Origin of the sequence: Clostridium sp. (assembly GCF_036646415.1) — a bacterium.
GTDB lineage: Bacteria > Bacillota > Clostridia > Clostridiales > Clostridiaceae > Clostridium_J.
The window spans coordinates 129,069-155,536 of record NZ_JAVXMF010000003.1 but is presented as its reverse complement, the minus strand read 5'-3'; the positions used below and the strand labels follow the sequence as shown (position 1 = coordinate 155,536).

Sequence of the window (26,468 nt, the reverse complement as noted above, 5' to 3'; positions counted from 1 at the left end):
AATAGCCTCTTTTTCTAAAATTTATTATGCGTCCTCATTACATTCTTAACTTGTTTTGTTGAAATATAATAAGCGATGAGCGTTGAAATAATCATTGCAATTATATAAAGTCCTACATCAAAATAAGGAAATTTATATACCTTGATGAAATCGCCTTTGACATATACATTATATGCAATGATGCTGGAAGGTATTCCTATAATTAAACCCACTAGTAATGATGAAATCATATAAAATATAAGCTCCATAGAAATAATTTTATTTATATCTCTTTGCTTTATACCAATTGATTTATAGATTAAGAATTGCTTTGATTTTGCAATGATATTTCCAACCATCATATTAACTGTTATTATTACTCCTACTAAAAATAACATTAGTGTGAAGAATAAAAAGATATATTTGATAAACTCATCTTCTTGTCTAATTGATCTTCTATAATCTATTAAGTTGTCATATTCAGATAAACGTCCTTCATTAATTTCATTTTGAAGGAGTTTCTCCATTTCTTTTTCATAAGACTTATCTTTAAGTTTTATTTTTAAATTATTTGTGCCTGATTTATTGAAAATTCCATCGAAGGTTTCATTAGATACTATAAAATATACACTACCCTCAATATGAAGACTGGGCGAATAAGGCAAGGAGTTCACTATAGCCTTTACTTCAGTTTCATACATACCATGTTTTGACGGTGATAAATCTAAAGAAATTTTATCCCCTACATTTAAATTAACCAACTTCTCAGTACATACATTATTATTAATAACATCCACCATTGATTCATTTACGTATACAATACATCCATCATTTAGGCTTTCTACATTTATATCTCCTTCTACAATATACTTTTTACATTTATTTAGTAGTTCATTATCATAAGAAAGAAGAGATGTTTGTATATCACCAATTCCATCCTTATAGGGTGTATATAGAGCGTAAGGATGATTCATATTTACTTTTTCTTCCTCAACTTTATATATAGCCATATAATCATCTACAATGCTAACTGATTTTATTAATTCATTTGATGATAAATAAGAAATATATTCTTCGGTAAAACCTGATTTATTAATAATTTCAAAATCAAAAGCATAAACTCTAGAATTACTACCAAATTCATTTGTATAGCTAAAAACAGCAGAAAAAACTGTTACTAAAACCAAGCTTATTGAAAACACTATAATTATAAATGCAGATTTAGATTTATTACTGATAATATCAGTAAGGACTAATCTAAATTTGTAGTTTGAAAACTTACTAGCAAACCTTAGTATATAGCCATCATTATGAGTAGATTCAATAGAAGTAATATTATTTATAGCTTTTATAGGAGATACTGATGAAGCTAGTATTGCTGGATAAAAAACTGAAATTAAAATAGATACTAATCCATAAAATATGGACATAATAACTGAATGGGTAGTTAATACAATAGGAACATCAACAGAATAAAACATTAAAAATGTATCAGCAAGAGCTACAAAACCTTTGCACACAAAAAAACCAAGACATAAACCTATAGGTATTGAAATTATTCCGTAGAAAATTCCTTGCAAAACTACTGAACAGAATAATTTACTTTTTTTTATCCCTATAGCTCTTAGAATTCCGTATAATTTTGTATTTTCCATTACATAGATTTTAAATGTTGAGTAAATGAATATAATAACAACAATACCAACGATAAGTGATAACACAAATAAAATTAAAGGTGTTTCATCCATCTTACTGCCTATATCATTCTTCATAGCAATCTTAGTTGAAGTTATTAAGATATCTATACCCATCATAAGAGAGATAGATATTATTATAGATATACAAGTGACAATACTTCTACTTTTATTGAATAAAATATTATTTTTCACTATTTTATTTAAACTATTCATATAAAACTCCATCCATCATATTAAGAATTCTATCTGCATATTTTGCTATTTCCTTATCATGGGTAATCAATATGATTGTCAAGTTCATTTCCTCTGATATTTCCTTCAATAACTCTATAACGGCTTTAGAATTTTTGGAATCCAAATTACCTGTAGGTTCATCTGCTAAAATTATTCGTGGTTTATTTACAAGTGCTCTAGCTATAGCAACTCTTTGCTGTTCTCCACCAGATAACTGAACTGGATAATGATTTGATCTCTCTTTTAAGCCAAGTTTAGATATGAGCATATTAATATACTCTATATCCTTTTTCTTATTCTTTACCTCGTTGGGTAGAGATATATTTTCCCTTGCAGTAAGCATGGGTATAAGGTTGAAGAACTGAAATATAAATCCTATTTTATGCAATCTAAAATCTGATAAATTGTTATCATTAAGTTCAGTTATATCTACATTATCTATAATTATTTCACCTTTATCTGGGAAATCCATTCCTCCAATCATATTAAGAAATGTACTCTTCCCAGAGCCACTAGGTCCCAAGATAGCTACAAACTCTCCTTGCTCAATATTAATATTTATTCCTTTTAATACTTGTACTTTAGCAACTTCATCTTCTGTATAAGATTTATAAAGAGACTTTACTTCAATAATATTCATTATCTATGTCCTTTCTTTCTTTCTTTAACATTAATAGGCATTTTTTATATACAAAAATGTAATATAGATTATATAAACTAATTCCTAAAAAAATACTTATTATCTCTATCAATATATCATCGATAACCAGATTTTTGAAAATGTAACCAAAAAATAATGTAAGTATGACTTTTAATGTTATTGAAGATAGTGGAATTAAAAAAGATATGAAAATTTTAACCCGTTTTGGGAATTCCATATAGATATAGCCTATTAAAAAACCTACTGGAGCAAGACAAATTAATCTAAGTAAAATATATCTTAACACATTTTCAAAAGAACTATTTGTGTATATCATACGTATAAAACTAAACGGTATAAAATTTATAATATAATTAGAGGTTTCTTTGAATAATTCAATTGTGTCACTTTCAATAGGTAATGGTAGAAGACTTGCTGTGTAATAATAAAAAAGGAAAAATGAACAAAGACATATTGATATAATCTGCCAAAAACTTTTATTTTTCTTTAAATTCTTATAGACTATGAATGTTATAATAATTAAATATATAAAAATAATAGGAATATGATGTCTTCTTAACATAGGTTATCCTCCTAAATGTTAAAATATAATACTATTATAGTATTATATTTTAACATTTTTAATAATAGTAAATAAATATTTAAGCACCGCCATATGAATTTATAGTTCCATATCCATTTATATAATAATTATATGGAACATGAGCCATATAAGTATAATATTTTCCAGGAATTATATTGTACCAAAATACTGTTGCTGTTCCATTTTTAGGAAGTGAAGTTGATGAAATTTTTGTATCGCTCATCAAATTATCTTTATATAAAGTTACAGCAAAACTTCCGGTAGATTGAGAAGAGCTTGTCCCTCTTAAACTAATAGTATTGCCTGCAAACGCCCTACTTGCTCCAGTTAATGTTGAATTGAAGTTCCAAGAAATAGAATAGTTTTCCCCGCCTGCCGCATAAGCACTTATTCCTAGAAATCCACTTAATACTGTTGAAATAATTAATGATTTTAATAATGTCTTTTTTTTCATAATATTTCCTCCTTTAATACCATAATTTTACATTTGGCTTACTACAATTTTAATTTGTTTTTTGCTAATTGTCAAATAATAACTTTTTTAAAATTATAATAATTTTTTACAATATTTTAATAGTTACATTGAGAAAAAATATTGTAAGTGTATATTTAATGTTCACTTGAACAAAAATTATGATATAAATCCTCTATACTGATTAGAGTTATTGGTACATAATCGTCCTATAAAATAACCTATAACTGCACCAATTACATTTAACAGTACATCATCAATATCATAACAACCGATACCAGTAAATAATTGAATTAGCTCAAAAGATATACTAATAATGAATGAAATTATTAAGATATTACGTGGGCGTCTAAACATTTTAAACAGCTTAAATACAAAAAAACCTAATGGGGTAAATGCTAGTATATTTCCCAATATATTTTTAATAGAAATTAATGTACTTTCATTTCCAGATAAATAGTACCAAATAGTTTTCATAGGAATGATATTACTATTAGTTATTCTAAATGACCAACTTTCATTTCTAGTTTTGAGCAAATCATAAATAACACATGGTGGATATTTAAAAAATATTACCTTAATTAACACCACCAAATACACAATAAAAAATACCCATAGCATAATTCTCTTTGTATTAATTTTATTTTTTTTCACTTCAGCACCTTCCTTCAATTATTGTAACTATTCAGCTACCTGCATCAATTGTAAAATATATACAAAGAAATAACAACGTATTTTGGAAAATAATTGTAGATTTTTAACTGAAGAGTACTAACTAACCACATTGACCTTTTGTATGTTTTTATGTTCTTATGTTTTTGGACTGTTAACTCATTGGTACTACTGGGTTTGATCCTTATAGAGGGAATGTAATTTAATTTAATTATAAAAATAATATAGCCTTTAGAATATTTATATTAAGTGTGTTCATAGTTGTAAAAGTGTGAACTTTAGATTATTTGTATTCTATTTTTTATTAGGGGAAAAAACATTATTGTAAAAATATGACATGAGAATTTTTTCATGATATAATAAGTACAACATTTCTTTGTATTATGATGTAATACAAAGAAATTGATTACAACCAAAGTAATAATGAGAATCGAAGGCAAAACATGATGAAATTGAGGAGGTAAGTATATGGACGTTTCACATATTGTTGAAAGAATTAATGATCTTTTTAATGTAACAAATAAGGAAATCTATTCTAGTGAATCTGGGATTACATACCGTGCAGATAAAAAAGTTAAAAAATTAGGATACTGTGTTAACCTAACGCTTGAAACTATAGAGGAAGCAAGAATTCATGGAGTTGATATGATGGTGACACACCACGATGCATGGGATGAAATATATGGATTAAAAGAGGCATGTATAGAAAAACTAGCGGAGTATGGTATAAGTCACTACTATAATCATTTGCCACTTGATGACTGTAACTTTGGAACAAATGATAGTTTATTAAAAAAATTGAATTTAAAAAATGTTAAAAGAACCCACGAATGGGAAGGGTTATATTTTGGTAGAATCGCAGAATATGATGAAGAAATTGAATTTAATGAATTAGTAAAGAATATTGAAAATCTACTTGAAGAACCAGTTAAATTTTGGCAGTTTAATGACAAAAAGGTGAAGCGAGTGGGCTTGGTCTGTGGGAATGGAGGGCCAACAGCTTGTCTTAAGGAATCAGTTGAAAATAAGTGTGATGTATACATTACAGGTGAATGTAACTTGTATACGATTCAATATGCTAAGTTTAAAGGGATAAATCTTATCATTGGCAGTCATACTTTCACAGAATTCTTTGGAATTCAAAGCTTAGCATTGAAATTGAATGAGAATAAAAAAGAACTTGAAGTAGTGGCACTTAATGAAGAGCATTATGAAGCGAATATAAAATAAGAGATTTACTGCTTGTTTTTATTTTTTATTTCAGTTTTAATTTATTTATATAAGGCAACAATGAAACCCTCCACAATACTTAATGTGTAAAGTGTTGTCGAGGATTTTTATGTTTATAGGTTTTAGAATAATAAATAGTGAACCGTACCATAAGTAAATGAGCTTTATAGCTTTAAGAGTTGATATAACTTGTCTAAGGCTATTTTTACAAGTGAAAATACCGTATCGTAAGCAATACTGTATTTACAAAATATGTTATAATTAAAGCGAAAGAATAATTTTTATGTGTAAGACAAATAGGAATTTTACGTTAAGGTGGTAAAAGAAATGGCAAGAGGAATTATTATTTTTGGTTCATCTGGTTCTGGAAAAACAACATTGGGGAAATTGGTTGCAGAAAAGCTTGATTTCTCTTACTTTGACATAGACGATTATATTTGGAGAAAAGATACAGATAAACCTTTTACCGTTATGTATACTCGTAATGAAAAAATTAATAGATTAATGACAGATTTATTAAAAGTAACTCATTTTGTGATGGCAGGTTCAATGGATAGCTTTAATGCACCATTTGTTCCATTATTCGATTTAGCAATACATATTACCGCATCCATTGATATTAGAATTGCCCGAATTAATAGGAGAGAATATGAAGTGTACGGAGAGAGAATTATGGAGGGTGGCGATATGTATGAAGGACATTGCCGATTTCTTGATAACTCAGCAAGATATGATACCGATGGTTCTCCGTGTATGAGTATGCATGCGCAATGGGCTAAGGCGTTACCTTGTAAAGCACTTCAGCTAAATGGAGATGAGGACTTAAATAAGAGTGTTAAAATAATAGTCCATGAATATTTGAAGCAGAGTTCTCAAGGATAAGTTTATTGAAAATTTTCATGTGAAATTCCAATTTAAAAGTGCTACTCTTTGCAGGATGGGGCACTTTTTTCTTTGCTTTTAACTTCTATATCAAGACCAAGGAATTTAATCTTAATTTTTAAATGATATATAAAAAGATTATGTTTTAGAATTATCCCTCACAATATTAAAAGGAACTGTCCCTCATGACTAAAAATTAGTCATGAGCTACAGTTCCTTTTATTTAAATTATAAATTTGCTTCTATATAAGTATATTATTTTAGCTACATCCAGTGGTAGTACCACAATCTCTACAAACCTTACAAGTTCCGTTCTTCACAAGATTTGTGCTTGAGCAGGTTGAGCAAGTTTCAGAGTAGATACGCTCTCCCTTAATTTCATTTGGCTCTGTAGTTACAGATACTTCAGTGTTGCGACTTCTATAAGTTGTAACTTCATTCATATCAGGCTTGATTTGGCAACGAGAGTAGTCTCCAAGCTCTATATCAATTACTTTACTTATTAAGTCAGAGATTGAACTAACACTCTTAATGTATGGGTGTTTTTGAACGAAGCCATATGGTTCGTATTTTTGCCCTCTAAGCATTTTAGCAATGTCTGCTGCTGGAACATGGTATTGAAGCATTACAGAGATTGATTTTGAAAGAGAATTTAAAAGTCCAGTTATAATAGTTCCTTCTCTATCAGTTGTTATATAAATCTCAGAAATATCTCCATTTGCTCGTCTATTTACAGTAGTATATATTTTTACATCATCTATTTGAGCTGGGTGAGTTGTTCCAATTCTGATACCCATAGGTTTTTCTCTTGTAGATATATTTGATTGCTGTTGTAATTCTTTAGCCTTCTCTAGAAGTCCTTGATAAGTTAGCTTTTCTAAGTCTGCATCGTTCTCTTCTTCTAACACAGTGTTTAGAGGTTGACTAGCCTTGCATCCATCTCTGTAAAGTGAAATACCCTTTACTCCAAGCTTCCAAGAATCTACAACTACTTTTTTAAAGTCTTCTATAGTAGCATTCTTAGGAAGGTTTACTGTCTTTGAAACTGAACCAGAAATAAGTGGAGTAATAGCAGCCATCATTAAAACGTGACCCATTGGCATAATGTATCTTTTTCCACTTCCACACTTGTTTGCAGTATCAAAGATGTGTAGATGCTCTTCCTTAAGGTGTGGAGCACCTTCGATTTTACCATCTATAATCTTTTCATATTCATATCCATTATCATTAACCACTTCTTTTCTTAAGATATAGTCAATTATGTCTTTAATTTCTTCATCTGAGTATCCTAGGTTTGCAAGAGCATCCTCAATTATTGGATTTACAATAGTCATAAATCCGCCACCAGATAATTTTTTATATATAAAGTGTGAGAAGTATGGCTCGATAGAAGTAGCACCGCAGTCCATAGCAAAGGAAATTGTTCCTGTTGGGGCAATAACTGATACTTGAGCATTTCTATAACCAAACTGTTCTCCTAGAGAAATAGCTTCTTCCCAAACTTCTTTTAGAAGACTTGATAGTTCAGAGGCTTCTTCTCTCTCAAGAATTTCATGATCAACTTTAACTGGAGCATAGTGTAAATCTTCATAATCACTATCTAGAGCACCAGCAACTCTTGCGTGGTTTCTTATAACTTTTAGCATTGAATCTTTATTTATTTCATATTTTTCAAAAGGACCTACTTTTTCAGCCATACGAGCAGAAGTTGCATAGGAAACTCCAGTAAGTACGCCGATAAGACCAGCTGTTAGAGCTCTTGATTCATCTGAGTCATAAGCATATCCCATTACCATTAAAAGTGATGCTAAGTTTGCAATTCCAAGACCTGTAGTTCTAAATAAATAAGTCTTTCTTGCAATGTCTTCTGTAGGGAATTGGCCCCAGTGAACAGAAGATTCTAGCATAAGTTGTAGTAATGATACTATGTGAACATATCCATCTAAATCAAATACCTTACGCTCTTTATCATAGAATTTATATATATTTATTGAAGCTAGGTTACAAGATGTATCGTCAAGGAATGCATACTCACCACAAGGATTAGTTGAGTTTAATCTATTATGCTTTGCTCCTAGTTCACCATCTTCACCACTTGGGCATGTATGCCAAGCATTAAAGGTATCATCAAATTGAGGAGCTGGATCAGCACATTGCCATGCAGCTAGATTAAAGTCATTCCAAAGTTTACTTACTTTAACATCTCTATTAATACTATCATCAATTCTTCCCTTTAAAGTTAAAACTTCATCAGGGTTCTCAGATAGGTTTTCTACTTTATTCATAAACTCATCACTAAGTCTTATTGAGTTATTACCATTTTGTCCTGAAACAGTTTCGTATGCTTCTCCTTCAAAGGATGCATCATATCCCATTTTTCCAAGAGCACGAACTTTATCTTCTTCTTTAGCTTTCCAGTTTATGAATTCAGAGATTTCAGGGTGATCTATATCAAGACAAACCATCTTAGCAGCACGTCTTGTAGTACCACCAGATTTAATTGTTCCTGCATTTCTATCAAAGCCCTTTAAGAAACTCATTACACCAGAAGAAATTCCACCAGCAGAAAGACTTTCTTCCTTAGCTCTAAGGGAAGAATAGTTAGTTCCACATCCAGAACCACCTTTAAATAGTTTAGTTTCAGTTACGTATTGCTCAGAGATTGAGTGAGGTCCTAGAAGTTTGTCTTGTATAGAAAGAATAAAACAAGCTGAAGCTTGAGTTCTAGTGTAATTATCTATGCTCTTAACAACTTCTTTAATTTTTTCATCATAGTAAAAATGACCTTGGTGTTGACCAGCAATGTCGTATGAAAGTTTTAATCCAGTGTTAAACCATTGAGGAGAGTTTGGCGCATACATTTGATTTAAGAAGCAGTAAACCAACTCATCATACAGTATAGTAAATTCTTCATCAGTAGATATTAAGCCTTCATCTTTTAAAGATTCGCACCAAAAATTAACTAGTCTATGTGCTACCATCTTAAGACTGTTTTCATAGCCTACTTCATTTGGAACTAATGCTCTTTTAAAATATTTAGACGCAATTATATCACAGGCATTCTGAGAATACTCCACTGGAAATTCTAAGTCATGCATATCTAGAAGCACTGTACCTTTTTTATAATCTTTAAGGACTACATCAACCTTTTTCCACTGAAATAAATCATAGACAGTCAGGTCTTTATTAGTCTCGAGTTCCTTAGTGTAGTATCGTTTAATCATATTATTTATATTCTCCATTATAAAAGCTAATCACATAAATCAATGATTAGCAATTCACCTCCTAAATAGCCTGGACACTATATATTGTGTTTTAAATATGTCTTGGCACTATATGTTGTATTATATTACAAAAAAAATATATAATCAATATTGATTTTTCAAAAAAAGTGTGATTGTGAATTATAGAAATTATTCTTAAAATTATTATATTTAATAAAGTTTCATACTAATTAAAATCTTATATGAAAATTATCCATAAAATTATAATTTTATGTTGAGACAAGGAAAAACACGAAATTATTTTGGTGCTAAATTTGATGAAAAAAAGGGAAAGAATAATTTACTACACAATAAAGTCTGAAATTATGGTATCATTATTATATGTTAAAATTTTTTAATTTTAGGATTTAAATTTTAAATTTATAACTTAAAATTGTATTTAGGATTAGTAAAAAAAATTAGTAGAATAAGTTTTTTAGTTGTTTTTAATTTTGAAAATTTAACCATTAATATATATAAAATAAGGATGGGATGAGAAAATGATAAAATCAGTTAAAGGAAAAACACCAATGATAGAAGAATCATGCTTTATAGCAGAAAATGCAACGGTAGTAGGGGATGTAACTATAGGAGCTGGAGCTAACATATGGTATGGTGCTGTAATTAGAAGTGATTTAGATACTACAATAATAGGGAAAAATACTAATATACAAGAAAATTCAACATTACACGATGACTATGGCATGTCAAACACTATAGGAGATAATGTAACCATAGGTCATAACTGCATTATTCATGGATGTACAATAGGAAATAATGTTTTAATAGGAATGGGTTCAATTGTATTAAATGGAGCTGAAATTGGCGAGAATACAATGGTAGGGGCAGGGAGCCTTGTAACTCAAAACAAGAAGATTCCATCAGGGGTTCTTTGTATGGGTAGTCCAGCTAAGGTAGTTAGAGAGTTAACAGCGGAAGAAATAGAATCAATAAAGATATCTGCTATTCACTATGCAGAGCTTGGACAGGAACATAAGAAGACTCAAGAGTAATATAAAATGTAGTTATGGGAGGGGTTTGTTTTGGTAAAGTTAGATGCAGTAAAAAAGATGACCACAGAACAAAAATATAAGTACATGTTAATTTTACTAGAAGGGCAACTAAGCTCAGAAAGTGACATATACGCTAATATTTCTAATGCAGCTGCTATTATTTATGCTATAATGGATAAACTAAACTGGAGTGGATTTTATTTTCTTAGAAATGAGGAATTAGTACTTGGTCCATTTCAAGGAATGCCAGCTTGCAACAGAATAGCTATAGGTAAAGGGGTATGTGGAACTGCGGTAGCTGAGAGAAAGATTCAAAGAATAGGAAATGTCCATGAATTTCCAGGACACATTGCCTGTGACGGTGCATCTAACTCAGAAATTGTACTGCCTTTAATTAAGGATGATGTGGTTTATGGAGTATTGGACTTAGATAGTTATGAATTTGATACTTTTACAGAGTTAGAAGAAGAGTATTTAACAAAGTTTGTAGAAAAACTTAACAAGTATATTGATTGGAAAGAATTATAGGATTTAAGCCTAAGGGTTAAACCTATAAATTAAAATAAAACTAGAAAATAAGGAGAATATGAATGATAGAATTAGGAAAAGTAAATAAATTAAAAGTAGTAAGAAGCTGTGAATTTGGATTTTACCTTGATGGTAAAGGTCAGACTAGCTCAGATGATATTTTAATACCAAGAAAAAGCATAGTAGGAGACATAAACGTTGATGATGAAGTAGAAGCCTTTATATATAAGGATTCTGAGGATAGATTAATTGCCACAATGAAAAAGGTTGAGGCACATGTTGGAGACATTGCATATCTTGAAGTTGTAGATAAGTCTATAATAGGAGCCTTTATAAAGATAGGAATTGAAAGAGATGTTTTTGTACCTTTCAAAGAGGCAGCCTATGAACTAGAGGTTGGTAAGAGCTATTTATTCTATCTATATGTAGATAAAACTAATAGAATAGCCGCTACAACTAAAGTAGATCAATATTTAGAAAATACAACTGCTTACGAAGTAGGACAGGAAGTTGAAGGTGTAATCTACGGAAAACATACAAATGGCAATTTAGTAATAGCCCTTGAAAATATATATAAAGGTATTATCTTAAGAAATGAATACTTTAATGATATCGCTATGGGAGAACAAATAAAAGTAAGAGTAAAACAATACTTTGATGATGGTAAGGTAGAGGTTACTGCAAGAAAGCCACGTCTTGACGAAATGGGTGAGCTTGAAGAAGTTATCATGGATTACTTAAAGAAAAATCAAGGAGCTATGAGCTTTAATGATAAGAGTAGTCCAATGGATATTAAAAAGTACTTCAAAGCTAGCAAAAATGGTTTCAAAAGAGCACTTGGTGCACTTATGAAAAAAGGTCTTATCGAGCAAGATGCTACAGGAACTAGATTAAAGTAACAATTGAAGTAATGTGATAATATAATAGGGATTTATTCTTGTGATATTGTTTTTTCAGAATTGCTAAATCAAGAGATTAAGAAGCAGATAGAGTGATCTATAGCAAATAAAAATAAACTAGGTTGAAGTGAGGTTCACTTTAGCCTAGTTTGTTTTATTACTTGGATATAGATGTTTGAAAATCCTTGACGTTTCTATATAATAGAAACTAATGAGCAAACCTAAATTATTAAGAAAAGAATTCTAGCAAAATATTCTTATTAAAAAATCGTAAAGTAACGATTAAAGTTAAAGAAATAAGCCAATGATATTAAAAGTTTAAGTAAAGAGTTAACTGAGAATTATGGTAAATGATCCGTTAAAAACATAGTCAATAGAAAAAGGTGATAGAATTTGAAAACAAGAGAAATGACAGAGGCTGCTATGCTATCTGCACTATTTGTAGTAATGACCATAATAGCTATAACCACAGGAATTGCTTATTCTTTATATTTAGATATGGTAGTTCCTATAATTATTAGCCTTATATATTTAAGGTGTGGATTTAAATATACAGTTTTATCAGCTATAACGTCTTTGCTAATTATAGTATTAGGATTGGGAGATATAATATCAGGGATTTGGATGAGTCAAAGTATATTACTCGGATTCATATGTGGAATCTTTATACAAAAGGAAGGTTCTGTGATAGATAATATAGTTTATTGTTCTATACTAGGATGTATTTTAATGATATTCATAGATATATATTTTTCTACACTAACAGGGTATAGCTTTATAAAGGAATCAGAAGGCTATGGGGTAAGGTTGAGTAATTGGGCGATAAACCCCCAGGTTATTATTTATATTTTGGTAGCATGTCTACCGGCAGGAACTGTGGTAATAACTTATTTCGGTACTATGGTATTAGGAAATAAGCTTAATTTATTGAACCAATATGGAAAGAATAAATTTATGTTAATTAAAAACTTTAGAAAATATAGCTATTACATTTGTTGTTCTAGAAAAATTACAGCTATAGGAGTTACATATTTAGCAGTGTTAGGAATTCTAGAATTGTTTAATTATCATATAAATATACCTTATATCAATACTGTAGTAATGGCGGTAAAATATATATTCTTGTATGTGATTATCAAAGACTCTCATTCCTTTATAGGGAAATACATTTATATGAAAACCAAATCCAAGAAATTGTTTACCTTGGCTGGGCTAGGAATTTTAGCACTATTAATAATTAGATTTAAGATAACCACCTGCATAATGATATTATGTAGTAGTTTTATAAATTTATCTCTAAATATGAGAGAGAAGCAAATAAAGATGCTAAAGGAAAATGTTTTAGTTGTATAATAAATTAAATAACCATCTTAAACAAGGATAAATAAAAAAACAGGTAGTCAGTTTTGATTACCTGTTTTTAAAATCTCTTTTATATTTCTGGTATCATATGCTAAATCAAATGAGTTTATTTATTATTAATAAGTCTATTACCTAAAGCATTTAACTCTTCACAAGGTGCATATTTTGTTTTATAAGTCACATCATTTATAAGAATAAAAGGATTATATGCTCCGATTTTTAAAGTAGCTCCGCTTTCTAAGGTTAAAGTGTATTGAACAAGCTGTCCACAAAGCTGTTCACAATATTGAGTATTTGAAGGAGCTTCCTCATAGGTTACAACTTTATTTAATATGTCAACAACTTGGTTAATTTCTTCCCTATCTTCAATTTCTATAGTTTTGCCAGGTAGACATACATATAAACTAATTTTTTCAACTTCAGTAGCTTTCAAATCTTTAAAGGGCATATCACCATTTTCAGTTTTAGGAGTCTTTGTTCCAGTTACTTCACTAGGAGCAATTTTTGAAACTTCTCCAATTTCATTGCCGATATATTCCTTAGGAATTATTGTATTAGTATTTTCATAAGATATGTTATTCCATTTAAGAAAGTCAATCCAGTCAATAAGTGTGACTGCTTTCTTTGAACATCCTATAAAGGTTAATGAAATAACTATAAAGAGAAGTAGAGTTAAAAATTTATATTTTTTCATACAATCCCTCCTATTTTTATAAATATCAATATAAAAAATAAGTTTTACTCAGTATATGGTGAATAAATAAAGATTCTAATACTTAGAATTTATTTGAATTTATATTTTATATATTTATTATTATTCTTTATGATAAAATACTACTTGTATCTTTCAATTAAAGATTTTAAATCATCTATAAATTTATCATCACTTCTAAGTTTCATTTTATCATTATAGAAGTTTTCCTCAGCAGTTTCAGAATCCATTACCACATCTACAGTTTTATCATTTATTAGACTTTGCCAACCATCATGGAATAAATACTCATTATCTAGAGTTACCTCAATCTGTGGTGCAAATTGATAGGCAATACCATATTGTCCATCACGGGTTATATCCCCCTCAGCATAATCATCAAAGGAATATAGAATAGTTTCACCAGCAGAGTATAGAGGAAGAATATATTGTCGGTTTACCTTTAGCTTAAGTAGTGGTTCATCCGTTAAGTAGCAACCGTTAAAGCAGCGATCTTCAATTTTTATAACATCCCCAACTTTAACATCACCATTATTGTAATATAGGTCATCAATTCTAACTTCATAAACTACGGTTCTATCCCATTGATGCAATCGTCCATTGGGTTCAAACTTATCACTATAGGTATCATACTTATAATCTTTGAAGTACATATTAAGAAGTGTTACCTTGCTCATTATAGAAATATCGGCTAGAATATCTTCCGAAAAGGCTACTATAGATAGAGATTCACCACCGTACAGATTAGTGGAATCATCCTTAGATGTACCGTATAAATCATCTAAGGGGGCAAAGTTTAGGTTACTATAATTCACAGGGGAATTATCAAAGGACTTAGTGGAATCATCCATATCAGTATTGGAATTATTAGCTGTACCAGTATCAGCAATACTATCTTTCATATCATTAGTAGATAAGGCAGTATCGGAGTTTCTTTCATGGGTTTTAGTTATAAATCCTATTCCAAGGACTAAGACAATTATAGCAGCTACTCCAGAAAATCCTTTAATATATTTAGAGCCTAAAGGCTTTCTTTTATTGGAATTAATATGGGTGGAATTCTTTGATGAAATATTTACTATATTAGTGATGTCTGAAGAGTTTTTATCAATTTCATTACTTATCCTATCCCATAAATCTGGTGTATTTGATTTTGACATATTTATAATGTTTTCTTTTAATTTATCTTCACTTAATTTCTTCATATTCATATCTCCTTAACTTATTAATAGCATTTTTGTATTGCCAAGCTATGGTACCAAGAGGTTTATTTAAAATGTGACTAATTTCTTTAAAGGTTAGGTCTCCTAATATGCGCATATTAACAACTTGTCTTTCGGTATCCTTAAGTTTACTAAGAGCATTCTCAAAGATAATTTTATGATGAACATGATTTTCAAAGGAATTTTCATTCAGATATCCTTCTTCAAAAATTTCATCAACCAATACTTCACTCTTATTTTTCCTAAGAAAATCAATGGCCATATTATGAGCTATGGTTATAAGCCATGATTTATGTTTACAACTAAAGTTATAGAACTTTGACTTGTCCCATAGTTTTATAAAAAAATCAGAGGTGATATCCTCAGCATTTTCTTTGTTTTTCACAATGGACAGAACTACAGAATATATAACCGTAATATATTCATTATAGATTTTTTCAAGGCCTATTTTGTTTCCAGTTTGTATAAGTTTGATGCTAGCTTCAAATTCTACATTAGTCATTTTTTTCACCTCTCTTTCTATATACGTTTGAGGAGTAGAATTTTTATGGGAAATTTAAGGAATTTATTTATAATCTAATAATATAAGAGTATGAGGAAAATATAAAGAGTAAGACATCATCAAGTGAAAGTCTTCTCCAAGGATTAAATCAAAGATTTAGATTCTCACTTAAATGTTAATTCAATTGTAATTTTTGAATTCTTCATAATAGGGTATAATAGTAATATGACAACCATGAAGAATATGGAGGAAAAATGATTGATAAATTAAGCATTATGACCACTGTGATACCAGCCTTAGTTGCTGTTGGAGTACCGATATATTGTGATAATAATATGTTAACTATATCAAGATATAATATAGTGTCAACTAAAATACCATCATCTTTTAAAGGATTTAAAATTCTACAGCTGTCTGATTTACATTCAAAGAGTTTTGGGAAAGGCAATGATAGATTAATCAAAATTATAGAAACGGAAAATCCGGATATTATTGTTATGACAGGAGATATGATTAATTCTAGAGACAATAACTTTGATATATTTTTAAACCTAGCAAATAACCTTGCTAATAGTTATAAAGTTTACTTTATCTTAGGGAATAATGAGCAAAAGTTAGATATGGATAAAAATGATTTTCTCATGAAAAAATTAAAAGAGTTTGGAATAAATATATTAAATAATCGTAAGGTGAAGTTAACTAAAGGGACGGATATAATTAATCTTTATGGCATGTGGTTTAGTCTTTCCTATTATAGAGATGTAAATAGTGAATATTCTAAGGATACCTATTTTAAAGAAGAGAATATGAAAAATATATTAGGAGTGAGCAAAGAGAAAGAGTATAATATTCTACTTACACATAATCCACTTTATTTTGATACCTACGAAAAATGGGGAGCGGACTTAGTAATATCAGGCCATATTCATGGAGGATTAATTAGATTACCTTTTGTAGGAGGACTTTTATCTCCAGAAAGAAAGTTTTTCCCAAAGTATAGTGCGGGGGAATATTCCATAGGTAGTAGCAAATTAATTTTAAATCGAGGCTTAGGTAGTAAGGTTATAATACCTAGAGTATTTAATAGACCAGAGATTTCTGTTATTACTTTAAGTAACTTAGTAGATTAAGTTGTTATAAATTTAATAATAATACCTTATTGTAAAGCAAATGAATTGTTTTGCAATAAGGTATTGTTTTTTACATATATTTTATTTATCCTAGTACACATACTTCTAAATAATAAATTATTATTGAATAACAACAAAATATTGTTGACATGCAATGTGGAATATGGTATTTTTTATATAGAGGTGATAAATTTGAAAAATATTTTATTTAGAAAATTAATCTATGTTATATCAGTTTTATCAGTAGGTATGACTATAGTTGCTGGATTTACACTACCAATGTTAGTAAATTGGTATTCTAAAAATGTAGTAAACAGTGAAATACACTTTAGTACTACTATGTTTTTATATTTAACATTCATTCCATTTTTAATAATACTTATGTCAGTAATGAAATTAAGCAAAAAATTATTGCAAGGTAAACCATTTTGTGAAGAGAGTATCAATGAACTTAAAATAATAAGTATTTGTTCCTTTATAGATTTTGTTGTGTATCTTCTAGGAACACTATTTATTTATCATAACTTGCTTTGCTTTATCTTAACCATTGCAACTATGATGGTATTTATCATTTCTTCTGTAATAATGGAGCTTATAAAAAATGGTATAGAACTTAAAGAAGAAATTGATCTTACTATATAAAGGCGGTGGATTAAGTGATAATTATTAATTTAGACGTAATGATGGCCAGAAGAAAGATGAGCTCCACGGAACTTTCAGAGAAAGTTGGAATAACTATGGCAAATCTATCCATACTGAAAAATGGTAAGGCTAAGGCTGTTCGTTTTACAACATTAGAGGCTATATGCAAGGCCTTGGATTGTCAGCCAGGAGATATTTTAGAATATAAAAGTGATGAAGAAGAAATAAATTAAAATAGGTTATTTAGGGGTTTAGATTAAATTTAAAATACTTTTCTAAGAATTTGGGGGCGTAAAAATGAAGGGAAGGAAGAAAGTAATTAGTATATCACTTATAGCGGGGGTAGTTATACTATGTTGCATTTCTATAGAATCATACCTAAAGATGGGATTAACATTATTTCCAACTCACATAGAAAAAATAGAATGTAATTGGAAGGTTAAATTACCTAGACCTGATAAGAATACATTGATAGGAAGTACTAGAGGTAGATTTCATGGAGATGGAGAAGAAGTTAATGAATTAATATATAATGATAAGGAAGACCTAGAGTATTTAAATAATTCATTTCAGTGGTTTGGTTATGAAGAGATACCTTTTAAGATGACCTACGATGTAGTGACGTTGCTTAGTCCCATAGATGAGAAAAATAAAAAGAAATTTAATGAAAAAGTTGAGAATCCAAGGCCCATGATAAATGGATTAAACAAAAGTGCTAAATACTTTTATCTGAAAAAAGCTAATGAGAATAAAGATATTATTATATTTGTATTAAAGGATAATAAATTGACCATATATGAATCCTATATGTAGATGAGTTATTTATATCATATATAGCTTTTACTAATTTGCAACTCACCTTAACTGTAGACTTTCAGTAATATTAAAATCGGGAGTATTTCAAAATGATTTTGAAACACTCCATTTTATTATAAGATCATATGTGGTTTTTATTTTCTATATTATATAGAAAATGTAGGAATTACGCTTTTAGCATTTATTTATCTAGATATGCTTAGCACCAAGGGTATGAGCAAATTTTTTAAAGCCTTCAATTCCATGGGGAGTTTGTTTAAATACTCCTGCATCTTCAAGAAGTCTAATGAATTTATTACCAATTTCAACTTCAATGAATCTGTTAATTTCTAAAGTGGAACTATATTTTTCTTTAAGTTCTACAGCCCAATTTCTATGATACTCAGAAACCTTCGAAAGTGGTTTTTCAGAATTAGTGTCATCACTAAGAATAAATTTCTTAATGTCATCTAGTTCTGTTTTTAGTCTTCCAGGAAGAATTGCTAGACCCATAACTTCTATAAGACCTATATTTTCCTTCTTTATATGTTGAACATCCCTATGGGGATGGAATATTCCCTCGGGGAACTCTTCAGAGGTTCTATTATTTCTAAGAGCTAAGTCCATAACATAATATTCATCTTCCTTACGGCAAATAGGCGTAATTGCGTTGTGAGGAGTGCCTTCTGTAGAGCTGATTATATCACGTTCTTTATCACTATAAGTTTTCCAAGTTTCAAAGATGTAGCTTCCGCATTCCACCAGGTCGTCTATATTTTTACCCTTTAATCTAAGGGTAGATAGTGGCCAATTTAGAGCTGACATATCAATATTTTCATAGCTTTTAACCTTAAAGGAGAATAAATTCTCAGCCCTATTTATAGGGAAGATATAATTTCCACCTTGATAATGTTCATGTGCAAGGATTGAACCACCTACTATAGGTAATCCTGCATTAGAACCTAAAAAGTAGTGTGGAAAGACTTCAACAAAGGATAATAAAGTCCTAAAGGTTTCCTTACTTATATTCATAGGTTCATGTTCATCAAGGAGAACTATACAATGTTCATTGTAATATACATAAGGAGAGTATTGAAGTCTCCAATTTTTATTATTTATATTTAATAAAATAGTTCTATGATTTCCTCTATCAGGATTAGTAACGGTACCACTATAGCCTTCATTTTCTTTACATAATAGACACTTAGGATAATTTCCACCAACAATAGTTTTTTCAAGAGCAATCTGATTAGGGTCCTTTTCAGGTTTAGATAAGTTTATTGCAACATCAATATCTCCATATATGGAAGGGGTTTTAAAAAAGGAGTTCTTAGCAATTCTATCCATTTTAATATAATTTGAATTTTTGCTTAGGTTATAAAAATAGTCTGTAGCAGATGTTGGTGAACTTTTATATAACTCATAAAAGTTTTTATTTATAACAGAAGGCTTATCTAAGAAACAGTTCATAAGGTTACTAGAAAAAATATCTCTTTCATATAAATAATTATTAATAATCTCCTTTTCCACAGCTATATCTGTTAATTGTTCTAAAGTTTCAGAAAAATTTGTGGATAATTTTGAGTTTTCTAAAAAATCATTTTCATTAAACATGAAGAGAATTCTATTTCTAACGTAAATTTCATCTAAAAATCCTATAAGTTTATTATCTATAGAAATTTCAACTAACCTATTAATTAGTGAGTAAAGTGAATTCATCATATACCTCCAGTGTTATATTCTAAGAATTTCATGGTAAACTTTAGAATATAAAAGCTTAGTGTAAAATTAAATTTGTAATTAATATCTTTAATTATATAGTTCCCATAAATAAACTTCATTAAGGCATCTTCAAAAAATAAATAAATCAATCTCCTAGGCTATTTTGAGTGATACGTCGTCAGAAGAACCCTTAGATAGTTCTACTATCTGTGGAACCTGCTTCCTTGTCTAACTCAAAATATCCTTCACATCTTTGACTTATTATTTATTTTCAGATGCCTAATACTAACTAGTGTAGTATTAACTTCCAAGTAAATTTAATATAGAAACCTAATTATAATTACTATATCTTAGTTTAAGAAAATAATTTAATATATATATTACAGATTTCAAATAATTGGATCTTAATAAAAATAAGATGGCTTCAATGGGGTTACATCATTGAAACCATCCCTATATTTTCTTGTGATTGATTTTTAAATAAAAACTCAGCCCGTTTTTCATAATTTAAATAACTAGGATTTAGCATAGATAATTTCATATATATATCTAACAGCTTACAATTATCAATGTCATCTAATGTTTTTAGGGAACGAAGGTAAACTTCTTCAAGTTTATCGTCATTACCTAAAGCTATGTAAGCTTTTTCTAGTAATTTATATCCGTTTAGCAAGTACTCCTTATCAGAATATTCTTCGGCTAAAGTTAAGCCTTTTTCTAATAAGGATATGGCCTCATGGTATAAGTTTTGTTTCATATAAACTCTAGACTTATCTATGAAAGAGCTAGCTAAATTAATGTTATTAAAAGCTGATTTAATTGAAATTGCTTTATTAAAGCAGTTTAAAGAATTAACAAGTTCATTTATATCTAAATAAATTAATCCTAAATTATGATATATATATCCTAATAGTGATCCTAGTTTGTCACCAAATTTATTTAGAGTGTTCATATAAATTTCTATAGCAATATTATGCTGATTTTTCTCAATATAGCAGTTAGCCTTTAGTATGATGGTTTCAATATACTTATCAAAATTATCATGAAAATCCCAGGAGTCTAAAAGCTTATCAATATACAAAATTGCATTATCAAATTCCCCTAGCTTTTTATATGTTAGTGCTAGATTAAAAATACAGCTACGAGTAACAAAAGTATCTTTAAATTGTACTGAGTAAGAATAACATTTACAAAGATAAGCTAAAGCGTCTTCGTAATGGAGAGTCATAAGTTTGCATTTTGCCAGCTTATTATATATATACATTTTATCTTTATCGCTAAGGGCATTAGATACAGTTAAAGCATCATAATATTGTAAAAAGGCATTATTAAATAAGTTTTCTTCATACAGAAGGTTTCCTTGCATGATATAAGCGGAAGAGAGTACATCTAAGAAATTATGTTTTTTTCCAATATCTATGATTTCATCAAGATCATTAAAGTTTAACTTCAATTTTAACTTATCGTTACAATAACTTCTTGCTTTATGCTCTTCAGTTAACATAAAATCTTCATCTCCTTATTCAAGTAGTACCTACAATATTTAGCTTTAATCGACAAAATATTTAAGTCGTTACAGTTACATTTTATATTAAAATATGTGTAATTACAACATATTTTATAGAAAATTAAGGGAATTTATATTGAGGATAAAAAGAAAGAACTATTGAAGTATAATGATTTTATAAGTAATCATTATACTTCAATAGTTCTGATTCTTGGTTTAAGTAATTAAATATGAGATTTTAAAGGGATTAAGCATTTTCTACTAATGTTGGAGCTTGTCCTCTAGGGTTTGGATCTTCAGTAGCATAAGTACTTATTCCAATAAATACTGATACAGCTAATATACATAGACATACTACTGCTTTAGTCATTTTCTTTTTCATTAAAATCACTCCTTATTTTTATTATTTATATAAAGTTTTATAAGTATAGCAAATGGATTACTCAACAAACTTAAAATACTACTTTGGAAGTTTTTGAGCTTTAATTAAAAATTCTTTGCATTTTTCATAATGTTTGTTGTCTATATAAAGAACGGAAAGTTTAATATATATGTCTATTAATTTATCAGAATCGGTATCTTCAAGAATATCTATTAAGTTTAAATAAACATTTTCTAAATTTTCATAGTCATTTAAATCCAAATATATTTCCTCAAGTAACATGTATCCAACTAATATATATTCTTTATCACTATATTCTTTAGCTAAGGATATTCCTTTTTCTAATAAAGATATTGCTTCATGTTTAGAATTAAGTTTAATATACACTTTAGACTTATAAATTATAGGTCGTGATAGTGTAGGTCTATCTATATCTTTTTTTAGGGATATAGCTTTATTGAAATAATCTAATGCATTTTCTATTTCATTTATATCTAAATATATTAATCCAAGATTATTATACACATATCCTAATGATGCCCCTAATTTGTTACCATATGCATTTATAGCATCATTATATATCTTTATAGCTACGTCATTTTCATTCTTTTCAATATAGCAGTTAGCTTCTAAAATCATCATATCAATATAAATATCAAGATTATTATCAGCATTAAATGTTGAAATAAGCTTATTTACATATAAAAGGGCATTGTCAAACTCACCCATCTTCTTATAGGCAATAGCTATATTAAAAATACAATTTTGATAATTAGTTTTATCATTGCCTTCATTTAAGTGGAAATGACACTTGAAAAAATATGCGAGAGCTTCCTCATAACAAAGAGTTTTAAGTTTACATTTTCCTAGATTATTATATACATGGGCTTTTGATAAATCATCTGTGTTAGAATTATAAATTTCTAATGCATTATAGTAAAATATAACGGCTCTATCAAATAAATTTTTATCATATAAAAGATTACCTTTTAGAATATAGACCTTTGGCAACACATCCAGTAATTTATATTCTTCACCAATAAATATAATTTGGTCAATTTCCTCGGAATTTAAATTAGACATTAATTTATCATTACAGTAATTTCTTGCTTCATCTTTTTTGCTTAAAATTAAAGTATTTTTATCTAGATTAATATCAACATTTAAAGCATCAGCTTTATTTTTGAAAAATTCAACTAGTTTTTCTAGCGTTTCCCCAGAAAGATTGCGTTTATCGCTTTCCACCATGCTTATATAGTTTCTAGAGACACCTATTTCTTCAAGCTCAATCTGTTTAATGTTTAGTTGATTTCTTAGTCTTTTTATTTTTTGACCTGGGCTGAAGAAATTCAAATGTTTTCATCTCCTTAGTTTGGTAGTTGTAATAAACATACAAAAATTTATTTAATTTGTATTAACTACATTTTATATCATATTATGTATAAATACAATATGTTTTAAATAAGAAGTAACGAAAAGTAACGAAAAGTAACAAAAAGTAGTTGCTTTAAGCAGAAATCTACAAAAAAGTTTTAATTATACAATAGAAACATAAAAATCAAGAGATATAGGTAGAGAAGATAAGAGTATTAAAAAAAATGGTAGGGAATTTAATCCCTACCAATTCTTTTTATTTATCCTTAATAAATAGTTTTATTATTTCATTAATAACTAATGGAATTAAGCTAAGAATTATTACAAGTCCCCAGTCTGCTAGATTTAATGGTATTACATTAAATAAATTAGCAATTGGTGGAATGTAGATAACTGCTAACTGTAAGCCAACTCCAAGTAGTATAGCATAAATTAAATACATATTTGAGAAAAGGCCAATTTTAAATATTGATTTATTAGAACTTCTCATATTTAGAGCGTGAATCAATTGAGTTCCACTAAGAACTACAAAGGCTATAGTTTGAGCATGCATTAATGCTGTAGGGTTATTTGCTATATTCGAAAGGTTCACACCTACATCACCATATTTCATAACTCCATACACAAATCCTATAAGAGTAAGTGAACCAATTAAAGCACCATTAAATAGAAGAGTGAATAATGAGCCTTTGAAAAGACTGTCCTTTGGATTTCTTGGTTTATGCTTCATTACATCCTTATCACCAGGGTCTACACCAAGGGCAAGAGCTGGGAAGGAGTCGGTAATTAAATTAACCCATAATATATGAGTTGCATTAAGTGGAGCTGCCCATCCAAATAGGATACCAAAGAAGAGAGCAACTATTTCACCTGCATTACAAGAAATTAAGAATATTACAGATTTCTTTATATTGTTAAATATATTTCTACCTTCTCCAATGGCTGCAACAATAGTAGAGAAGTTGTCATCAGTTAATACCATATCAGCAGCACCTTTAGCAACGTCTGTACCTGTAATACCCATGGCTACACCAATATCAGCAGCTTTTAGGGAAGGAGCATCATTAACTCCATCACCAGTCATGGATACAATGTTTCCTTTTGATTTAAAGGCTTTAACTATCCTAACTTTATGTTCAGGGGAAACCCTAGCAAAAACTCTTAGATTATCACATTTATTTGCAAGTTCTTCATCAGAAATATCATCTATTTCAGCACCGCTAGTTACCTGACTTATATCTTCTGCAATTAGAAGTTCTTTTGCAATGGCAAAAGCCGTATTTTTATGATCACCAGTAATCATTATAGTTTTTATTCCGGAAGTTTTACAAATTTCTATAGAATCCTTAACTTCAAGCCTAGGTGGGTCAATCATTCCTACAAGGCCAATGAAGGTTAATCCACTTTCTAAGGTATCAACTTCCACATGAGTTGAAGGAATTATCTTAAAAGCAGCACCTAGAACTCTTATAGCGTCATTTGACATGTTAGTTGCAGCTTCTAAGAAGTTATTTTTAATCTCCTCAGTTAGAGGAACAATTTCTCCATTTATATAAGCTGAAGTGCATAGAGGTATAAGGTTATCAGTAGCACCCTTTGTCATTACATAGAACTTATCATCATAAGTGTTTACTGTAGTCATAAGTTTTCTATCGGAATCAAAAGGAATTTCGTCAACTCTTTTATGGGTGCTATTTAAATCATCCTTATAGGTTTCAAACATATTACCTACATCTAAAAGCGCTATTTCCGTTGGATCACCAGTTTTAGAACTAGTAGTAGAAGTGGCATCATTACAAAGTACTATATTTTCAAGTAAAAGTTTATCGCTAGGTTTCTTCATATCGAAAGTTGATATTTCATTTAAGTTATTGTCTACAAAGAACTTAACTACTGTCATTTTGTTTTGAGTTAAAGTTCCAGTTTTATCAGAACAAATAATATTTACAGAACCTAGAGTTTCAACAGAAGGTAACTTTCTTATGATAGCATTCTGTTTTATCATCTTTTGAACACCTATAGCAAGAACTATAGTTACGATGGCTGCAAGACCTTCTGGAATTGCGGCAACGGCAAGACTGATAGAAATCATAAACATATCTGCAATTTCTCTGCCTTGGAATAATCCTACTGCAAACATTACAGCACATATAACAATGGCTGCAATTCCAAGAACTTTACCAAGTTGTTCAAGTTTCTTTTGTAGAGGGGTAAGTTCATTTTCACCTTCATCAAGCATTTTAGCAATCTTACCAATTTCAGTACTCATACCTGTGGCAACAGCAACACCAATACCTCTACCATAGGTAGCTAAAGTAGACATAAAGGCCATGTTCTTTTTATCACCAAGAGATACTTTTTCATCTTGAATAACTAAATTGGCATTCTTATCTACAGGAACAGATTCTCCTGTTAAAGCAGATTCTTCAACCTTAAGGTTGGCACTTTCTATAAGACGTATGTCACAGGGGATAAATCTACCTGCATCGATAACGATGATATCGCCAGGAACAACCTCTTCAGAGGCAAGCTCAACAAGTTCACCATTACGTTTTACAATTGCCTTAGGTGTTGATAGTTCCTTTAAAGCATCAAGAGCTTTTTCAGCTTTAGATTCTTGAATCATTCCTACAGTGGCATTAACAAGAATAACTATACCTATAATTATTGCATCACTGAATTCCTTTCCAACAACTACAGAAAGAATAGCAGCAACTATTAAAATATAAATTAGGATATCGTTTAGCTGAGCAAAGAACAGTTGGACTTTGGTTTTTTTCTTTTTAGAAGCAAGTTTGTTAAGTCCATACTTACCTTTCATTTCCTCTACTTGAGCAGATGTTAATCCAGTAGTAGGATTGGTATTGAAATTACTTATAACATCCTCGCTAGAATCATTAAAATACATAAAATCACCTCATAAATATTTATTGTTAAGTGACACTTCAAATCTATGATTTAATTAGTGGAACTTATTAATTTGAATGTATATAATATTAGCTAA

Annotated in this window: 24 protein-coding genes; 10 read left to right on the top strand and 14 right to left on the bottom strand. The window is 29.3% G+C overall.

Annotated elements, in window-relative coordinates; translation table 11 throughout:
* Positions 1 to 14: 14 nt before the first annotated feature.
* From RSD37_RS03365 to RSD37_RS03345, 5 genes are all read right to left on the bottom strand, one after another.
* Positions 15 to 1,889: an FtsX-like permease family protein gene (locus tag RSD37_RS03365; RefSeq protein ID WP_346945280.1), complete on the bottom strand. Its 1,875-nt coding sequence runs from the start codon at positions 1,887 to 1,889 to the stop codon at positions 15 to 17.
* Positions 1,882 to 2,550, bottom strand: coding sequence for an ABC transporter ATP-binding protein (locus RSD37_RS03360; RefSeq protein WP_346945279.1), 669 nt, complete (start codon positions 2,548 to 2,550; stop codon positions 1,882 to 1,884). The genes RSD37_RS03365 and RSD37_RS03360 overlap by 8 nt, the downstream gene beginning before the upstream one ends.
* Complete coding sequence (locus RSD37_RS03355; protein ID WP_346945278.1) at positions 2,537 to 3,133, bottom strand: hypothetical protein; 597 nt, start codon at positions 3,131 to 3,133, stop codon at positions 2,537 to 2,539. Before RSD37_RS03355 ends, RSD37_RS03360 begins: the two co-directional genes overlap by 14 nt.
* A 79-nt stretch (positions 3,134 to 3,212) precedes the next feature.
* Positions 3,213 to 3,608, bottom strand: a complete 396-nt coding sequence (locus tag RSD37_RS03350; RefSeq protein WP_346945277.1) for a hypothetical protein — start codon at positions 3,606 to 3,608, stop codon at positions 3,213 to 3,215.
* Between the two features lie 177 nt (positions 3,609 to 3,785).
* Entirely contained in the window at positions 3,786 to 4,280 is a 495-nt protein-coding gene (locus RSD37_RS03345; protein WP_346945276.1) for a VanZ family protein, read from the bottom strand.
* A 486-nt stretch (positions 4,281 to 4,766) separates the two neighbouring features.
* Here RSD37_RS03345 and RSD37_RS03340 point away from each other — a divergent pair, with 486 nt between their 5' ends.
* Both RSD37_RS03340 and RSD37_RS03335 read left to right on the top strand, forming a co-directional pair.
* On the top strand, positions 4,767 to 5,528 hold the full coding sequence (locus RSD37_RS03340) for a Nif3-like dinuclear metal center hexameric protein (RefSeq protein WP_346945275.1): 762 nt from the start codon (positions 4,767 to 4,769) through the stop codon (positions 5,526 to 5,528).
* Positions 5,529 to 5,855: 327 nt separating this feature from the next.
* Positions 5,856 to 6,410 (top strand): AAA family ATPase, encoded by a 555-nt coding sequence (locus RSD37_RS03335; protein ID WP_346945274.1) that lies wholly within the window; start codon positions 5,856 to 5,858, stop codon positions 6,408 to 6,410.
* A gap of 260 nt (positions 6,411 to 6,670) precedes the next feature.
* On the opposite strand, the gene RSD37_RS03330 is transcribed toward RSD37_RS03335, so the two are convergent.
* Positions 6,671 to 9,652 (bottom strand): vitamin B12-dependent ribonucleotide reductase, encoded by a 2,982-nt coding sequence (locus RSD37_RS03330; RefSeq protein ID WP_346945273.1) that lies wholly within the window; start codon positions 9,650 to 9,652, stop codon positions 6,671 to 6,673.
* A 521-nt stretch (positions 9,653 to 10,173) separates the two neighbouring features.
* Between RSD37_RS03330 and RSD37_RS03325 the strand changes: the two genes are divergently transcribed.
* The 4 genes from RSD37_RS03325 (at position 10,174) to RSD37_RS03310 (ending at position 13,466) form a co-directional block, all read left to right on the top strand.
* Complete coding sequence (locus RSD37_RS03325) at positions 10,174 to 10,686, top strand: gamma carbonic anhydrase family protein (protein ID WP_346945272.1); 513 nt, start codon at positions 10,174 to 10,176, stop codon at positions 10,684 to 10,686.
* A gap of 30 nt (positions 10,687 to 10,716) precedes the next feature.
* Positions 10,717 to 11,214 carry a GAF domain-containing protein gene (locus RSD37_RS03320; RefSeq protein WP_346945271.1) on the top strand — a complete coding sequence of 166 codons (498 nt, stop codon included), beginning with the start codon at positions 10,717 to 10,719 and terminating at the stop codon, positions 11,212 to 11,214.
* Between the two features lie 62 nt (positions 11,215 to 11,276).
* On the top strand, positions 11,277 to 12,113 hold the full coding sequence (locus tag RSD37_RS03315) for a S1-like domain-containing RNA-binding protein (RefSeq protein ID WP_346945270.1): 837 nt from the start codon (positions 11,277 to 11,279) through the stop codon (positions 12,111 to 12,113).
* Between the two features lie 393 nt (positions 12,114 to 12,506).
* Positions 12,507 to 13,466 (top strand): hypothetical protein, encoded by a 960-nt coding sequence (locus RSD37_RS03310; protein WP_346945269.1) that lies wholly within the window; start codon positions 12,507 to 12,509, stop codon positions 13,464 to 13,466.
* A gap of 115 nt (positions 13,467 to 13,581) precedes the next feature.
* On the opposite strand, the gene RSD37_RS03305 is transcribed toward RSD37_RS03310, so the two are convergent.
* The 3 genes from RSD37_RS03305 to RSD37_RS03295 all read right to left on the bottom strand — a co-directional run bounded on the left by RSD37_RS03305 (position 13,582) and on the right by RSD37_RS03295 (position 15,912).
* Positions 13,582 to 14,169, bottom strand: a complete 588-nt coding sequence (locus RSD37_RS03305) for a hypothetical protein (protein ID WP_346945268.1) — start codon at positions 14,167 to 14,169, stop codon at positions 13,582 to 13,584.
* Between the two features lie 140 nt (positions 14,170 to 14,309).
* Positions 14,310 to 15,392, bottom strand: a complete 1,083-nt coding sequence (locus RSD37_RS03300; protein WP_346945267.1) for a hypothetical protein — start codon at positions 15,390 to 15,392, stop codon at positions 14,310 to 14,312.
* Entirely contained in the window at positions 15,376 to 15,912 is a 537-nt protein-coding gene (locus tag RSD37_RS03295; protein ID WP_346945266.1) for a sigma-70 family RNA polymerase sigma factor, read from the bottom strand. The genes RSD37_RS03300 and RSD37_RS03295 overlap by 17 nt, the downstream gene beginning before the upstream one ends.
* A 254-nt stretch (positions 15,913 to 16,166) precedes the next feature.
* On the opposite strand from RSD37_RS03295, the gene RSD37_RS03290 reads away from it, so the two are divergent.
* The 4 genes from RSD37_RS03290 (at position 16,167) to RSD37_RS03275 (ending at position 18,497) form a co-directional block, all read left to right on the top strand.
* Positions 16,167 to 17,042, top strand: a complete 876-nt coding sequence (locus RSD37_RS03290) for a metallophosphoesterase (protein ID WP_346945265.1) — start codon at positions 16,167 to 16,169, stop codon at positions 17,040 to 17,042.
* Positions 17,043 to 17,234: 192 nt separating this feature from the next.
* Positions 17,235 to 17,684, top strand: coding sequence for a DUF2975 domain-containing protein (locus RSD37_RS03285; RefSeq protein WP_346945264.1), 450 nt, complete (start codon positions 17,235 to 17,237; stop codon positions 17,682 to 17,684).
* Between the two features lie 38 nt (positions 17,685 to 17,722).
* The gene (locus tag RSD37_RS03280) at positions 17,723 to 17,917 is read left to right on the top strand and encodes a helix-turn-helix transcriptional regulator (RefSeq protein ID WP_346945366.1); all 195 of its coding nucleotides are present in this window, start codon (positions 17,723 to 17,725) and stop codon (positions 17,915 to 17,917) included.
* 64 nt (positions 17,918 to 17,981) lie between these two features.
* Complete coding sequence (locus RSD37_RS03275) at positions 17,982 to 18,497, top strand: hypothetical protein (RefSeq protein ID WP_346945263.1); 516 nt, start codon at positions 17,982 to 17,984, stop codon at positions 18,495 to 18,497.
* 192 nt (positions 18,498 to 18,689) lie between these two features.
* Here RSD37_RS03275 and RSD37_RS03270 read toward each other — a convergent pair whose 3' ends face one another.
* The 5 genes from RSD37_RS03270 to RSD37_RS03250 form a co-directional block, all read right to left on the bottom strand.
* On the bottom strand, positions 18,690 to 20,198 hold the full coding sequence (locus RSD37_RS03270) for a UDP-glucose--hexose-1-phosphate uridylyltransferase (protein WP_346945262.1): 1,509 nt from the start codon (positions 20,196 to 20,198) through the stop codon (positions 18,690 to 18,692).
* A 436-nt stretch (positions 20,199 to 20,634) separates the two neighbouring features.
* Positions 20,635 to 21,705, bottom strand: coding sequence for a tetratricopeptide repeat protein (locus tag RSD37_RS03265; protein WP_346945261.1), 1,071 nt, complete (start codon positions 21,703 to 21,705; stop codon positions 20,635 to 20,637).
* Between the two features lie 250 nt (positions 21,706 to 21,955).
* Complete coding sequence (locus RSD37_RS03260; RefSeq protein WP_346945260.1) at positions 21,956 to 22,090, bottom strand: hypothetical protein; 135 nt, start codon at positions 22,088 to 22,090, stop codon at positions 21,956 to 21,958.
* Positions 22,091 to 22,168: 78 nt separating this feature from the next.
* Positions 22,169 to 23,443 (bottom strand): helix-turn-helix domain-containing protein, encoded by a 1,275-nt coding sequence (locus tag RSD37_RS03255; RefSeq protein ID WP_346945259.1) that lies wholly within the window; start codon positions 23,441 to 23,443, stop codon positions 22,169 to 22,171.
* Positions 23,444 to 23,720: 277 nt separating this feature from the next.
* Positions 23,721 to 26,372, bottom strand: a complete 2,652-nt coding sequence (locus RSD37_RS03250; protein WP_346945258.1) for a cation-translocating P-type ATPase — start codon at positions 26,370 to 26,372, stop codon at positions 23,721 to 23,723.
* Positions 26,373 to 26,468 lie beyond the last annotated feature (96 nt).